General features: G+C 72.6%; 11 protein-coding genes. 5 read left to right on the top strand and 6 right to left on the bottom strand.

Features of this window, described 5'->3' with window-relative positions:
- Positions 1-92: 92 nt before the first annotated feature.
- On the bottom strand, positions 93-2,246 hold the full coding sequence (locus J4557_RS23905; protein WP_208269104.1) for an anthranilate synthase component I: 2,154 nt from the start codon (positions 2,244-2,246) through the stop codon (positions 93-95).
- 421 nt (positions 2,247-2,667) lie between these two features.
- On the opposite strand from J4557_RS23905, the gene J4557_RS49815 reads away from it, so the two are divergent.
- The 3 genes from J4557_RS49815 to J4557_RS23920 all read left to right on the top strand — a co-directional run bounded on the left by J4557_RS49815 (position 2,668) and on the right by J4557_RS23920 (position 5,186).
- A complete protein-coding gene (locus tag J4557_RS49815) occupies positions 2,668-2,892 on the top strand; it encodes a DUF3311 domain-containing protein (RefSeq protein ID WP_243776250.1) in 225 nt (74 codons plus the stop codon).
- Positions 2,893-2,895: 3 nt separating this feature from the next.
- On the top strand, positions 2,896-4,506 hold the full coding sequence (mctP, locus tag J4557_RS23915; RefSeq protein ID WP_208268973.1) for a monocarboxylate uptake permease MctP: 1,611 nt from the start codon (positions 2,896-2,898) through the stop codon (positions 4,504-4,506).
- Positions 4,507-4,706: 200 nt separating this feature from the next.
- A complete protein-coding gene (locus J4557_RS23920) occupies positions 4,707-5,186 on the top strand; it encodes a hypothetical protein (RefSeq protein ID WP_208268974.1) in 480 nt (159 codons plus the stop codon).
- A 67-nt stretch (positions 5,187-5,253) separates the two neighbouring features.
- Here J4557_RS23920 and J4557_RS23925 read toward each other — a convergent pair whose 3' ends face one another.
- A complete protein-coding gene (locus tag J4557_RS23925; RefSeq protein ID WP_307800161.1) occupies positions 5,254-5,697 on the bottom strand; it encodes a phosphomannose isomerase type II C-terminal cupin domain in 444 nt (147 codons plus the stop codon).
- Positions 5,694-6,350: a TetR family transcriptional regulator gene (locus tag J4557_RS23930; protein ID WP_208268975.1), complete on the bottom strand. Its 657-nt coding sequence runs from the start codon at positions 6,348-6,350 to the stop codon at positions 5,694-5,696. The genes J4557_RS23925 and J4557_RS23930 overlap by 4 nt, the downstream gene beginning before the upstream one ends.
- A gap of 209 nt (positions 6,351-6,559) precedes the next feature.
- Between J4557_RS23930 and J4557_RS23935 the strand changes: the two genes are divergently transcribed.
- Entirely contained in the window at positions 6,560-8,005 is a 1,446-nt protein-coding gene (locus tag J4557_RS23935; protein ID WP_208268976.1) for an amino acid adenylation domain-containing protein, read from the top strand.
- A gap of 27 nt (positions 8,006-8,032) precedes the next feature.
- Here J4557_RS23935 and J4557_RS23940 read toward each other — a convergent pair whose 3' ends face one another.
- The 3 genes from J4557_RS23940 to J4557_RS23950 all read right to left on the bottom strand — a co-directional run bounded on the left by J4557_RS23940 (position 8,033) and on the right by J4557_RS23950 (position 11,953).
- Positions 8,033-9,262, bottom strand: coding sequence for an acyl-CoA dehydrogenase family protein (locus J4557_RS23940; protein WP_208268977.1), 1,230 nt, complete (start codon positions 9,260-9,262; stop codon positions 8,033-8,035).
- A 134-nt stretch (positions 9,263-9,396) separates the two neighbouring features.
- Positions 9,397-10,380, bottom strand: coding sequence for a glucosyl-3-phosphoglycerate synthase (locus tag J4557_RS23945; RefSeq protein WP_208268978.1), 984 nt, complete (start codon positions 10,378-10,380; stop codon positions 9,397-9,399).
- Between the two features lie 136 nt (positions 10,381-10,516).
- Entirely contained in the window at positions 10,517-11,953 is a 1,437-nt protein-coding gene (locus J4557_RS23950) for a helix-turn-helix domain-containing protein (RefSeq protein ID WP_208268979.1), read from the bottom strand.
- A gap of 150 nt (positions 11,954-12,103) precedes the next feature.
- Here J4557_RS23950 and aceA point away from each other — a divergent pair, with 150 nt between their 5' ends.
- Positions 12,104-13,387, top strand: a complete 1,284-nt coding sequence (aceA, locus tag J4557_RS23955) for an isocitrate lyase (RefSeq protein ID WP_208268980.1) — start codon at positions 12,104-12,106, stop codon at positions 13,385-13,387.
- The last annotated feature ends 193 nt before the right edge of the window (positions 13,388-13,580 follow it).

Consider the following 13,580-nt stretch of genomic DNA (forward strand, 5'->3'; position numbering starts at 1 on the left):
CCTGCGTCCGGCGGGTTGACACTGGGGACCGAACGAGCACCGCCGGTCCCCGCACGGCTCCGGCCGTCCCGGACGAGCGGGCCCGGCCGTCGTCACCGGGCCCGGCAGAGGCGCAGCACGTTCGCCACGATCCGGTGCCCCGCGCCGCCCGCCGCGGTCAGGATCGACTCCGGATGGAACTGCACCGCCCACCGCCGCCTGCCCGCGTCCTCGATCGCCATCACGACGTCCCCGGTCAGCGCCGTCACCTCGAAGCCCTTCACCCGGTCCGGGGTGGCGTGCAGGGAGTGGTAGCGGGCCGCGGTGAACTCGTCGGCGAGGCCCTCGAACAGCGCGCCCCCGACCACCTTCACCTGGCCGGGCTTGCCGTGCGACGGCTCGGGCAGCAGGGTCAGCTCCCCGCCCGCGTGCTCGACCATCGCCTGCAGGCCGAGGCACACCCCGAAGACCGGCAGGTCCCGCTCGCCGAGGGCGTCCAGCAGCCCGCGGGTCGCGAAGTCCTCCGGGCGGCCCGGGCCGGGCGACAGCACCACCAGGTCCGGCGCGTGGTCGTCCAGCATCCGCACCGGGAACCCGTGCCGCAGCGTGACCACCTCGGCGCCCTGCTGCCGGAAGTAGTCGGCGAGGGTGTTGACGAACGAGTCCTCATGGTCGACGAGGAGCACCTTCAGGCCCTCGCCGGGCAGGTCCGGCTGCGGCGCCGGCTCCTCGGCCGCCGCTCCGGCGGACGGCCGCCGCGACGTCTCCAGCGCGCCGAGCAGCGCGCTGGCCTTCAGGTGCGTCTCGCGCTCCTCCTCGTCCGGGTCCGAGTCGTACAGCAGCGTCGCGCCGGCCCGCACCGTCGCGATCCCGTCGCGGATCTGCGCGGTGCGCAGCGTCAGCCCGGTGTTCATCGACCCGTCGAACCCGACGCAGCCGACCGCGCCGCCGTACCAGCGGCGCGGCGAGTCCTCGTGGTCCTCGATGAACTGCATCGCCCACGCCTTTGGCGCGCCCGTCACCGTCACCGCCCACATGTGGGTCAGGAACGCGTCGAGCGCGTCGAAGCCCGGACGCAGCCGGCCCTCGATGTGGTCGACGGTGTGGATCAGCCGCGAGTACAGCTCGATCTGCCGGCGGCCGAGCACCCGCACGCTGCCCGGCACGCAGACCCGCGACTTGTCGTTGCGGTCGACGTCGGTGCACATCGTCAGCTCGGACTCGTCCTTGGCGGACGACAGGATCGCGCGGATCTGGTCGGCGTCCTCCAGCGCGTCGCCGCCGCGCCTGATCGTCCCGGCGATCGGGCAGGTCTCCACCCGGTCGCCGGTGACCCGGACGAACATCTCCGGCGACGCGCCGACCAGGTACTCCCCGTCACCGAGGTTGAACATGAACTCGTACGGGGCGGGGTTCGTCTCGCGGAGCCGCTCGAAGAAGACGGCGGGCGCGTCGCAGCGCCCGTACATGGCGTGGCCCGGCGTCACCTCGAACAGGTCGCCCCGCACGAACTTCTCCTTGGCGTCCCGCACCATCTGCGCGTACACGCCCGGCACCGGCTGCGGCGGCAGCTCGCCGCGCGACGGGACGGGCGTCGGCTCGGTGGCGCGCGGCATGCCGGCCGTGCTCGCGCCGCCCACCTCGAACTCGTAGGACATGCGGTGCGAGGTCTCGCGCTTGCGGTCGACCACGACCATCTCGTCGGCGAGATGGAGCACGAGGTCGCGCTGGTCGGCGGGCCGCTCCAGGCGCGTCCGCAACGGCTCGAACTGCAGCGACAGGTCGTACCCGAACGCCCCGTACAGGCCGAGGTGCGGGTCGTCGCAGCGGAACAGGTCGATCACCGCGCGCAGCGCCGTGAAGACGGTCGGCTGGCGGCTGCGGTCCTCCTCGGCGAAGAACTCCTCCGTCGGCGGGACGAAGACCCCGAACTCCTCCGGTCCGTCCGCGCGGACCTCGCCGACCGGGCGCAGCGCCTCCGCCACCGCCGGAAGGACCACGCGCCCCCGGCCGTTCAGCGCGCGGACGGACACGTCCCGCCCCCGCGCGAGGATCTCCAGGCACGGGTCGACGTAGGCCATGTGCCAGCGGCTGTAGCGGCCGGGATACTCCATGCCCGAGCTGAGCACGCCGCCGCGCCGCTCCCCCACGGCGGCGACGAGGGCGTTCAGCACGTCGGACTTGCGCTCGGAGTCGACCGGGACGGCGGTACGGGTGACCCGTACGCCCCCGGCGGTGACGAACTCGCCGACTCCCGCCTGGCGGATGTCGGCGTGCTGTGAGTCGGCGTGCTGTGAGACGGTCTCCACCGCGGTGGCCCCTCGTTTCGGGCCCTGCACCGGCGGACAACGGAAAACGACCGCCGATGAGGGCGGTCGCCTGGTCAGGACATGCAGAACCGGCGCCGCCTCAGCGGCGCCACCACCACCGGCGGGTCGCGGTTCGCATACGGCGAGGCTACCAGTGTCCGCCCGGGGGCGGCGACCCCGCGGCCGGCCGCGCACCGCGCCGCCGGGGTCCGGGCCCGCGGACGAGCCGGGCGTCCACCAATTGGAACGATCCAGCCAAGTCGTGCCGAGGTCGATATCGAGCCGTTATCGCAGGCGGATAGCCTTTCCCGGCTCCACCCCTGGCAGAGTCCGTCTCGCGATCCGGGCGGACCGCGCCGCACGCACGAGGAGGATCCCTTTGGCCTCGCAAGACCCACCGGAGCCGGCACAGCGCTCCGACCGCAGCCCGTGGAACTGGCTCCTGCTGGTCCCCGTCGTCGTCCCGCTGCTGACCTTCCTGTTCAACAGCGACGGACCGCGCCTCGCCGGTTTCCCGGCCTTCTACTGGATGCAGCTCGCCTTCATTCCGCTCGGCGTCGCCTGCACCGTGATCGTGTACCTCATGACGCGGAAGAGGGACTGACCCATGGCGCACGGGCACACGACCGAGATGGTCGTCTTCGTGGTGCTGTTCCTGCTGGTCAGCGGGCTTGGCTTCGTCGCCGCCCGCTGGCGCCGGCCCGACAGCATGCACTCGCTGGACGAGTGGGGCCTCGGTGGCCGCAGCTTCGGCAGCTGGATCACCTGGTTCCTGATCGGCGGCGACCTCTACACCGCCTACACGTTCGTCGCCGTCCCGGCCCTGGTGTTCGGGGCGGGCGCCGCCGGCTTCTACGCCGTCCCCTACACGATCGTCGTCTACCCGCTCGTGTTCCTCGTGCTGATCCGGCTCTGGTCGGTGTCGCACGTGCACGGGTTCGTCACCCCCGCGGACTTCGTCCGGGCCCGGTTCGGCTCCCCGACGCTGGCGCTGGTCATCGCGATCACCGGCATCGTCGCCACGATGCCGTACATCGCGCTGCAGCTCGTCGGCATCCAGGCCGTGCTGAAGACGATGGGCGTGAACGGGCACTGGCCGCTGATCATCGCGTTCCTCGTGCTGGCGGCCTACACCTACCAGTCCGGGCTGCGCGCCCCGGCGCTGATCGCCTTCGTCAAGGACCTGCTGATCTACCTGGTGATCATCGTCGCGGTGCTGTACATCCCGTCCAAGCTCGGCGGCTGGGGGCACGTCTTCGACGCGGCGCAGGCCAAGTTCGCCAAGACCCCGGCGCCGACCGACGGCGTCCTGCTGAACGGCACCAACCAGCTGAACTACGCGATGCTCGCGCTCGGCTCGGCGCTCGCGCTGTTCCTCTACCCGCACAGCGTCACCGGCGTGCTGGCGAGCAAGAACCGCAGCGTGATCAAGCGGAACATGGCGGCGCTGCCGGCCTACAGCTTCGTGCTGGGGCTGATCGCGCTGCTCGGCTTCATGGCGATCGCCGCGGGCGTCAAGCCGGTCGTCACCGACGGCAACCCGGACACCAACACGGTCGTCCCGCTGCTCTTCGACCACATGTTCCCGGACTGGTTCGCGGGCGTCGCCTACGCCGCCGTCGGCATCGGCGCGCTCGTCCCGGCGGCGATCATGTCGATCGCGGCGGCGAACCTGTTCACCCGCAACATCTACAAGGAGTACCTGCACAAGGAGGCGACGGAGAAGCAGGAGGCGCTGGTCAGCAAGCTGGTGTCGCTGATCGTCAAGGTCGGCGCCGTGCTGTGCATCCTCGTGCTGGACCCGCAGTTCTCCATCGACCTGCAGCTGATCGGCGGCGTCATCATCCTGCAGACGCTGCCGTCGGTGGCGCTGGGCCTGATCACCCGCTGGTTCCACCGCGGCGGGCTCATCGCCGGCTGGGCCGCGGGACTGATCACCGGACTGTGGATGCTGTACGACGTCCCGAACCCGGCCAAGCACAAGGAGCACTTCGGCGGCTCGGCGTTCAAGCTGAGCGACCTCGGGCTCGACACCGACAAGACCGTCTACGTCGGCATGCTCGCGCTGGCCGTGAACCTGGTCGTCGCCGTGGTGGCGACCCTCGTCTTCCGGGCGGCCAAGCTCAAGGACGGCGAGGACGCCACCCGCGAGGCCGACTACCTGGCCGACGAGGGCGACCCGAAGGTGAAGGACCTGGAGCTCAGCAGCAGCACCTGATCCGGCCCTCACCGGCACCGTCCCGGCCCGCGGCGCGTCCACGCGCGCCGCGGGCCGGTTCCGTGCGGGGCGCCTTCCCGGACGGGCGCCCTCCGGACGGGCCGGCCGCGGCGGACGCGCCGGAGGGAACGCGGCAAGAGTCGGCAAAGTCGGCGAGTGCCGCCCCTTGAGCGGGCGCCCGCACGGGCATCATCCGCGATGTGAGAGCCATCGTGCGCGCCGGGCTGCTGCCGGGCGCCGTCGTGTGCGGCGCCATCGTGTGCGGCGCCGGACCCGGCGCGCGGGCCGCCGGCCCCGTCGTCACGCCGGGACGCGCCCGTCCCGGCGAGACCGTGGTGGTGTCGGGGACCTGCCCGGCCGGAGACCGGAGCGTCCGGGTCTCCGGCGCCGCGACCGGCGAGGGCTCGGTGCGGGACGGCCGGTTCCGCGTGGAGGCCAAGGTGGCCCGGGAGACGGGCCGCCGGCCCGTGGCGGTCGCCTGCGTCCCGTCGGGACGGGCCGGGAAGGCGCCCCTGGAGGTGCGCCGGCCGCGACGCCCCCGCCCGCACGGCTGGGCCATGGGCGGCGGGGACGGGTTCCGCGTGCCGTGGACCTCGGTGGCGCTGGTGCTGGTGGCGGGCGCGGCCGGGACCGGCGCGACGGCGCTGGTGCGGTCCCGGTTCCGCCGGACGCGCGGCTGACCGGCGCCCCGCCGCACCCGGGCGGCCGGGGCCGGGAGGCCCGGCACGGCCCGACGGTCCGGCGAGGTCAGGCCCGGCCGTAGGAGTCCTCGAGCCGTTCGATGTCGTCCTCGTCGAAGTTCCCGAACGCGATCTCCATGACCCGGACGGCGGGGCCGTCGGAGCCGAGGCGGTGCGTCTGCCCGGCCCGGATCAGGACCCGTTCCCCCACCTCCGGCAGCGTCCGGCGGCCGGCCACCTCGAACACCGCGCCCGGGTCCAGCGCGACCCAGAGCTCGTCGCGGTCGCGGTGCCGCTGCAGGCTGAGCCGCTGCCCCGGCTCCACGTAGATGATCTTCACGGTGGACGGCTCGTTCAGCGTGAACTGCTCGAAGGCGCCCCAGGGCCGCCGCTCGGTCAGCACGTCCGGCTCCGGCCGCACGCCCTCCGGCGCGGGGGCGTCGCTCTGCGCGGGCACGCGGGTCTGCGCGCGGGCGTCGGTCTGCACGGGCACGTCGGTCTGCACGGTCACCTCGGGGATCGCGGATCGGGGAACAACTGCGGGACGCGGGCGCCGGACACGGCGGCCGGCAGCCCGCCGAGGACGAGGTCGGCGAGGCCGTCCACGACGGCCTCGCGGGGCACCTCGTCGGCCTGGTCGAGCCACCAGTCGCCGGCGGTCTGCACCATGCCGACGATCGCGTGGCCCCACACGTAGGCGCGGGTACGGTCCGCCATCTCCCCCTCGGCGATCATCACCTCGGCCAGCTCCCGGCTCACGTCGCGGATCATCGTGCTCATCGCGCTGTGCGTGGCGGTGTCCTCCGCGCTCGCCCGGTGCATCAGGAAGCGGTAGAGGTTGAGGTTCTTGGAGATCGTCGCCAGGTAGGTGTCGATGGTGGACCGGGTGCGCGCGCGGACCGAGTCGTCCCGGGAGAACTCCTCCCGGATGCCCTCGATCAGCTTGCGCGTGTGCCGCTCGGCGAGCGCCTGGTAGAGGCCGCTCTTGTCGCCGAAGTGGCGGTACAGGATCGGCTTGCTGATGCCCGCCTCGGCGGCGATCGCGGCCATCGACGCCTCGGGCCCCTCGCGCTGGATGACCCGGTCCGCCGCCTCCAGCAGGGCGCGCCGGCGGCCGGGATCGCGCCTGGATCCCGGTGCCCTCCCGCCCGCTTCGCCCGTCATGGTGCGATCACCGTAGCCGGGCGGTGCGCGCGGGACGCGCGTGGGGCGGGGTGAGCGCTGGGCATGCGGGCATACACCGAACGGTATCCGCGGGTGTTACCCGGCGACAACACCGCCTGGCCTGGGAGTTGTCCGCCGTCTCGCGCCCTTCCCGGCGGGAGGCCCGAGCGGCTACCGTGATCGGTGGCCGGCGTGAGGAGGTCGCGGGGGTGCGGACGCTCTACTCGGTGCGGCTGGAGGGCGTGGCGACCAATCCCGCCGCCCCGGTCGAGTACCTGCTGCTGATCCTGGAACGCGCGGAACCGCGCATGCGGCACGCCCTGCTGCGCCGCGCCGGCGTGCCGGACGCGGTCTACGAGGCCGCCGCCCGGCATCCGGACCCGCACGCCCGGCGGCTGGTCGCCGTGTCGGGCCACGCGCCGGCGGAGATCCGCGCGCTGCTCGCCGACGATCCCGACCCGGACGTGCGCCGGTCGCTCGCCGCGATCCCCGAGCACCGGCAGCCCCGCAGGCCCCTGCCCATGGACGTCGTCCTGCGGCTGGCCGCCGACCCGGACCCGCGCGTCCGCGACGCCGTCCTCGACCGCGACCTCCCCGACGGCGTCCGCGCCGCGCTCGCGGCGGATCCGGACGCCCGGGTCCGGCGCGGCGTCCTGCGCACCTGGCCGGACCCTCCGGAGGAGATCGTCGACGCGGCGCTGGACGACCCCGACCCGGAGGTCCGGCGCGCGGCGGTCGTGCTCGCCGCCCGCCGCCGCCCCGAGGCGGCCGCGGCGCTGCTGGCCGCCGGGGACGCCGACACCGTGGCCCGCGTCCCGCTCGACGCCGGGCAGGCGGCCGCGCTCTGCCGGGACGGGCGGGTCGGCGTCCGGGAGGCCGTCGCCGCCAACGCGAGCGTGCCGCCCGGCCTCCTCGAGGTGCTCGCCCGCGATCCCGAGCGCGCGGTGCGGCTCGCGGCGGCGGCCAACCCGGGCCTGCCGCCCGGCCTCGTCGCCGTCCTCGCGGACGACCCCGAGCACGACGTGCGGCTCGAGGTGTCGCTGCGCCCCGAGCTGACCGAGGAGCAGCGCGCGGCGATCGACTACCGCGTGGGGCCCGAGGATCATCTCCGACCTCCCGGATGGTTCTGGGACCGGCTGGACGACCTCGACCTCATGCGGCGGTACGCCACCTCCGCGCACACCGGCCTGCGCCGGTTCGCGGCGTACAGCCCGCACCTGCCGCCCGACCTGGTCGCGCGGCTGGCGGGCGACGAGGACTTCGTCGTCCGGCTGCTGCTGTCGGAGAAGCATCCCGATCCGCCCGGTGAGCTGCTGCTGTCGGTCGCCCTGGAGTCGCCGTTCATCACCCGGCTGGACCGCACCGGGCATCCGAACTTCCCGTGCGCGGGCCTCGCCCGCCTCGCGGAGTCGGACGATCCGGTCGCGCGGACGCTGGCGCTGCGCGACCCGGAACTGCCGGTGCGGGCCGTCGAGCGGCTCAGCCGCGACGAGGAGCCGGGCGTGCGCGCCGCGGCGGCGCGCGACGCCCGGCTGCCGGAGTCCCGGCTGCTGGAGCTGCTCGACGACCCGGACGCGGCCGGGAGCGCGGCGCGCAATCCCGGCCTGCCCGTGCCGGCGATGAAGCGGATCCTGTACGACGCCGCCATCCTGTAGCGGCGCCGTCCGCCCGCGGGAGGGCCGCTAGCGGACCGGCAGGCCGGTGACGGTGCGGCCGATGACCAGGCGCTGGATCTCGCTGGTGCCCTCGAAGATCGTGAAGATCTTCGAGTCGCGGTGCATCCGCTCGACCGGGTACTCGCGGGTGTAGCCGTTGCCGCCGAGGATCTGGATCGCCTCCTCGGTGACGTACACCGACATCTCGCTGGCCATGAGCTTGGCCATCGAGCCCTCGGCGTTCTCGAAGTCCTTTCCGTTGCGCGCCATCCAGGCGGCCCGCCACACCATCAGCCGGGCGGCGTCCAGGCGGGTCTTCATGTCGGCCAGCTTGAAGGCGATGGCCTGGAAGTCGCCGATCTTCTTGCCGAACTGCTCGCGCTCCCGCGCGTACTCCAGCGCGTAGTCGTAGGCGGCGCGGCCGACGCCGAGGGCCATCGCGCCGACGGACGGTCGGGTGGTCTCGAACGTCTTCATCGCGGCCTGGCCCTTGGAGCTCTTGCCCTCGCGGGTCCGGGCGATGCGCTCGTCGAACTTCTCCTTGCCGCCGACGATGTGGTGGCTCGGGACGCGCACGTCGTCGAGGACGACCTCGGCGGTGTGCGAGGCGCGGATGCCGTGCTTCTTGAACTTCTGCCCCTGCCGGAGGCCGGGGGTGTTCGGCGGGACGATGAAGCTGGCCTGGCCGCGGCTGCCGAGCTCGGGGTGCACCGAGGCGACGACGACGTGGACGTCGGCGATGCCGCCGTTGGTCGCCCAGGTCTTGGTGCCGTTCAGCACCCACTCGTCCTTGGCCTCGTCGAAGACGGCGCGGGTCCGGATGGAGCCCACGTCGCTGCCGGCGTCGGGCTCGGAGGCGCAGAACGCGCCGAGCTTGATGTCGTCGGCCGTGCCGAACATCTGCGGCACCCACTCGGAGACCTGCTCGGGGGTGCCGACGGCGGCCACGGACGCGGCGGCGAGGCCGGTGCCGACGATCGACAGCGCGATGCCGGCGTCGCCCCAGAACAGCTCCTCGAAGGCCACCGGGATGCCGAGGCCGGTCGGCTCGAGCCACTGGGTGGCGAAGAAGTCCAGCGAGTAGATCCCGACCTTGGACGCCTCCTGGATGAGCGGCCAGGGGGTCTCCTCCCGCTCGTCCCACTCCTCGGCGGCCGGACGGATGACGTCCTTGGCGAACTCGTGCACCCAGTCCCTGACCTCGCGCACGTCCTCGCTGAGCTCCAGCGAGAACGGCGTGGACTCCGCGCTCGTCATGATTATTGACCCTTTCTCCAATATCGCCTGTTACCAACGGTAGCACGTGCTACCGTTGGTAACACGTGGCCGGCGTCACAGCGGAGGAGAAGCGCCGGCGCCGGGCAGGCGGGCGCTGCGCCGGGGCGCGGGGGTCAGCCGCGGCCGGGCGAGAAGGAGCGCGAGGCGGCGTAGCCGGGCACCTCGATCATCGGCGGGCGCTCCCCCACGGCGACGTCGCTGGTCCGGGCGTCGTGACCGGCGGCGGACCGGCTGAACTGGGTCAGCGCGGTCGCGGGCGCGCCCAGCGGGATCATCCGGCCGTGCCGCTCCAGCCGCGACCAGGCGGTCAGCATGATCTGGCCGGACATCGCGCCGAGCGCCTCGGTGGACTGGTGCGCGTGCACCCGCCGGCCTAGGTCCACCTGGGCGATCGCGTCCAGCCCGGCGTCCTGGTACACGTCCAGCAGCAGGCCGAGCTCCACGCCGTAGCCGGTGACGAACGGCAGGCGCTCCAGCAGCGCGCGGCGCCCCGCGTACTCGCCGCCGAGCGGCTGCATCACCCCGGCCAGCAGCGGCCAGTGCATGTTGATCAGCGGGCGGGCGACCAGCTCGGTGACCCGTCCGCCGCCGCCCTCGACGCGCCGCTCCCCCTCGATCAGCGGGCGGTCGTAGCAGCCCTTCACGTAGCCGACGGACGGATCGGTCAGCAGCGGGCCGAGCAGCCCGGTGACGTAGGAGGAGGTGAAACCGCGCAGGTCGGCGTCCACGAACACGATCAGGTCGCCGGTGGTGGCGGCGAGGGACTTCCACAGCGCCTCGCCCTTGCCGGACATGCGGCCCTCCCCGGGCAGCACCTCGTCCTGCGCGACGACCTCCGCGCCCGCCGCGGCCGCCACGGCGGCGGTCCGGTCGGTGGAGCGGGAGTCCACCACGACGATCTCGTCCACCAGCGGGACCCGCTCCATCAGGTCGGTGCGGACGGCGGCGACGATCGCGCCGACGGTCGCCTCCTCGTCGTGCGCGGGCAGCACGACGCTGATCCCGGCGCCGCCCTTGGCGTCCAGCAGGACGTGCGCCGGCCAGTCCTCGGCCGCGCTCGTACGGCGCCGCAACCACGAAGCGACCTCTGGCAGCACGCGCTCTCCCTCCCGTGCGGACGATCCCGTGACCGGCCCTCACCTCGAGTGAACACCGGACACGTCCAGATCATTCACCGTCCGCGCGGCGAGCGGGCGGCCGACCCGAAGAGTTGACACCGGCGCAACGCATCCGTCATTCGGCGGCGTGCCTGTCGAGGAACTCGTAGACGTCGGCGTCGTCCACGCCGGGGAACGCTCCGGGCGGCAGCACCGACAGCACGTGCGAGTGGGCGCGGGCGGACGGCCAGGCCATCCCCTCCCACCGCTCGGACAGCTCCTTGGGCGGGCGCTGGCAGCACTCGCCGTCCGGGCACGCCGACTTGACCCGGCGGGTGGTCTCCCGGCCGCGGAACCAGCGCGAGTCCTCGAACCGGACGCCGAGCGTGATCGCGAAGTCGCGCTCGTGGCTCGGGTCGATGTGCGACAGGCACCAGTAGGTGCCCTTCGGGGTGTCGGTGTACTGGTAGTAGACGGAGAAGCGGTCCTCCGCGCCGAACACGTGCCGGCCGGCCCACTCGCGGCACATCCGCTGGCCCTCGATCGCGCCGTCCTCGTCCTGCGGGAACGCCAGGCCGTCGTTGGCGTACGCCTTGTAGATCGTGCCGTTCTCGTCGTTCTTGGTGAAGTGCAGCTGCAGCCCGAGATGGTGGGTCGCGACGTTGGTGAAGCGGTGCGCGGCCATCTCGTAGGACACCGAGAACACGTCGGCGAGGTCCTCCACCGAAAGCTCGCGCGCGGCCTTGGCCTCCTGCAGGAACGGCACGACGCTGCGCTCGGGCATCAGGATCGCGGCGCCGAAGTAGTTGGCCTCGACGCGCTGGCGCAGGAAGTCGGCGAAGTCGCGGGGCTGGTCGTGGTCGAGCGCGATGTGCCCGAGCGTCTGCAGCAGGATCGTCCGGGGGGTGTGCATGCCGAGCTGCTCGCGCTCCAGGTAGATCCGCCGGTTGCGCAGGTCGGTGACGGACCGGACGGAGCGCGGCAGGTCCTGGACGTACTGCAGGCTGAAGCCGAAGTGGCCGACCAGGGTCATCAGCATGCCCTGGGAGACCGCGCCGCCCCGGTAGCCGACGGCGTCGAGGGTCTGCGCGGCGACCCTCTCGATGTCGGGGAAGTGGTTGCCGCGCTCGTGCATCTGGCGGCGCAGCTCGGCGTTGGCCTTCCGCGCCTCCTCGGGGCTGGCGGTCGGCTTGGTGCGGCTGCGCTTCAGCTCCCCGTAGAGGGCCAGGATGTGCTCGATCACCTCGTTCGGCATCCGCTTGCCGACCTTGAGGTGCGACAGCCCGAGGGTGCGGTACAGCGGGTCGCGCTGCGCCTCCTCCAGCTGGATCTCCAGCTGCGCGCGGCGGCTCGGCGGCTGGCGGCGCAGCAGCTCCTCCACCGGGCACTCCAGCGCGGCGGCGAGGGACTGCAGCAGCGACAGCTTGGGCTCGCGGCGGCCGTTCTCCAGCAGCGAGAGCTGGGACGGGGCGCGCCCGACGCGCTCGCCGAGGTCCGACAGCGTCATGCCGCGGCCGCGCCGCAGGTGGCGGAGCCGCTGCCCGAAGGTGACGAGGTCTACGTCACTCGTCAAGTTGAGGGGTTCTTCTGGCCGCAAGGTCGTCACGGCTTCATCGTAGCGGAAATTTCGCGATTCTTCTGTTACTCACGAGTTCATTAAGGGGTTGAAGTCCGGGCATAGTCATGTCCAAGCACCCAGGGGACGACACGGAAGGGCAAGACGATGAGCGACAGTCGCCTCAAGGGCGCGGCCGAGGAGCTGCAGCGGCAGTGGGAGACCGACGAGCGCTGGAAGGGCGTCGAGCGGACCTACTCCGCCGAGGACGTCGTCCGCATCCGCGGCTCGGTCCAGGAGGAGCACACCCTCGCGCGCCTCGGCGCCGAGCGGCTCTGGAAGCTCCTGCACGAGGAGGACTACGTCCACTCCCTCGGCGCGCTCACCGGGCTCCAGGCCGTCCAGCAGGTGAAGGCCGGTCTCAAGGCCATCTACCTGTCCGGCTGGCAGGTCGCGGCGGACGCCAACCTGGCGGGCCAGACCTACCCGGACCAGAGCATCTACCCGGCGAACTCGGTCCCGGCCGTCGTGCGCCGCATCAACAACGCGCTGCTGCGCGCCGACCAGGTCCAGTGGGCCGAGGGTGAGGGCGACACGCACTTCCTCGCCCCGATCGTGGCCGACGCCGAGGCCGGCTTCGGCGGCGTGCTGAACGCCTTCGAGCTGATGAAGGGCATGATCGCCGCGGGCGCCGCGGGCGTGCACTGGGAGGACCAGCTGGCCTCCGAGAAGAAGTGCGGCCACCTCGGCGGCAAGGTCCTCATCCCGACCTCGCAGCACATCAAGACCCTCAACACCGCCCGCCTCGCGGCGGACATCTCCAACGTGCCGTCCCTGATCATCGCGCGGACCGACGCCGAGGCCGCGACCCTGATCACGACGGACGTGGACGAGCGCGACCGCGAGTTCATCACCGGCGAGCGCACCGCCGAGGGCTTCTACCGGGTCCGCAACGGCATCGAGCCCTGCATCGCCCGCGCCAAGGCCTACGCGCCGTACTCCGACCTCATCTGGATGGAGACCGGCACCCCGGACCTGGAGCAGGCGCGCAAGTTCGCCGAGGCGGTCAAGGCCGAGTACCCGGACCAGATGCTGGCCTACAACTGCTCGCCGTCCTTCAACTGGAAGGCGCACCTGGACGACGCGACCATCGCGAAGTTCCAGCGCGAGCTCGGCCACATGGGCTTCAAGTTCCAGTTCATCACCCTGGCCGGCTTCCACGCCCTGAACTACGGCATGTTCGACCTGGCGCACGGCTACGCCCGCGAGGGCATGACGGCCTACGTCGAACTGCAGGAGCGCGAGTTCGCGGCGGCCGAGAAGGGCTTCACCGCGGTCAAGCACCAGCGCGAGGCCGGCACCGGCTACTTCGACATGGTGAGCACCGCGATCGCGCCGGACTCGTCCACCACCGCGCTGAAGGGCTCCACCGAGGAGGGCCAGTTCCACTGAGCCGATCCGGAACAGTGAGCTGATCCAGACCTGTCGCCCCAGGTCTGATCCCCAGCAGAAGGCCCCCGCGTCCCTACACCCGCGGGGGCCTTCTGATGCCCGGACGAGGGGCGCGGCACCCGGACCAAGATCGGCCAAATGGGGAGCAAGTCTCGACATATGGCGCCATTGCGGGCATCGTAAGCACGCTTGT

The organism is Actinomadura nitritigenes (genome assembly GCF_017573545.1).
In the GTDB taxonomy this organism is placed as follows: Bacteria; Actinomycetota; Actinomycetes; order Streptosporangiales; family Streptosporangiaceae; genus Spirillospora; species Spirillospora nitritigenes.

Excerpts from the sequence above, each read along its gene's own strand:
- J4557_RS23930 (WP_208268975.1), bottom strand. The coding sequence starts at position 6,350 with ATGACGGGCGAAGCGGGCGGGAGGGCACCGGGATCCAGGCGCGATCCC.
- mctP (WP_208268973.1), top strand. The coding sequence starts at position 2,896 with ATGGCGCACGGGCACACGACCGAGATGGTCGTCTTCGTGGTGCTGTTC.
- J4557_RS23940 (WP_208268977.1), bottom strand. The coding sequence starts at position 9,262 with ATGACGAGCGCGGAGTCCACGCCGTTCTCGCTGGAGCTCAGCGAGGAC.
- aceA (WP_208268980.1), top strand. The coding sequence starts at position 12,104 with ATGAGCGACAGTCGCCTCAAGGGCGCGGCCGAGGAGCTGCAGCGGCAG.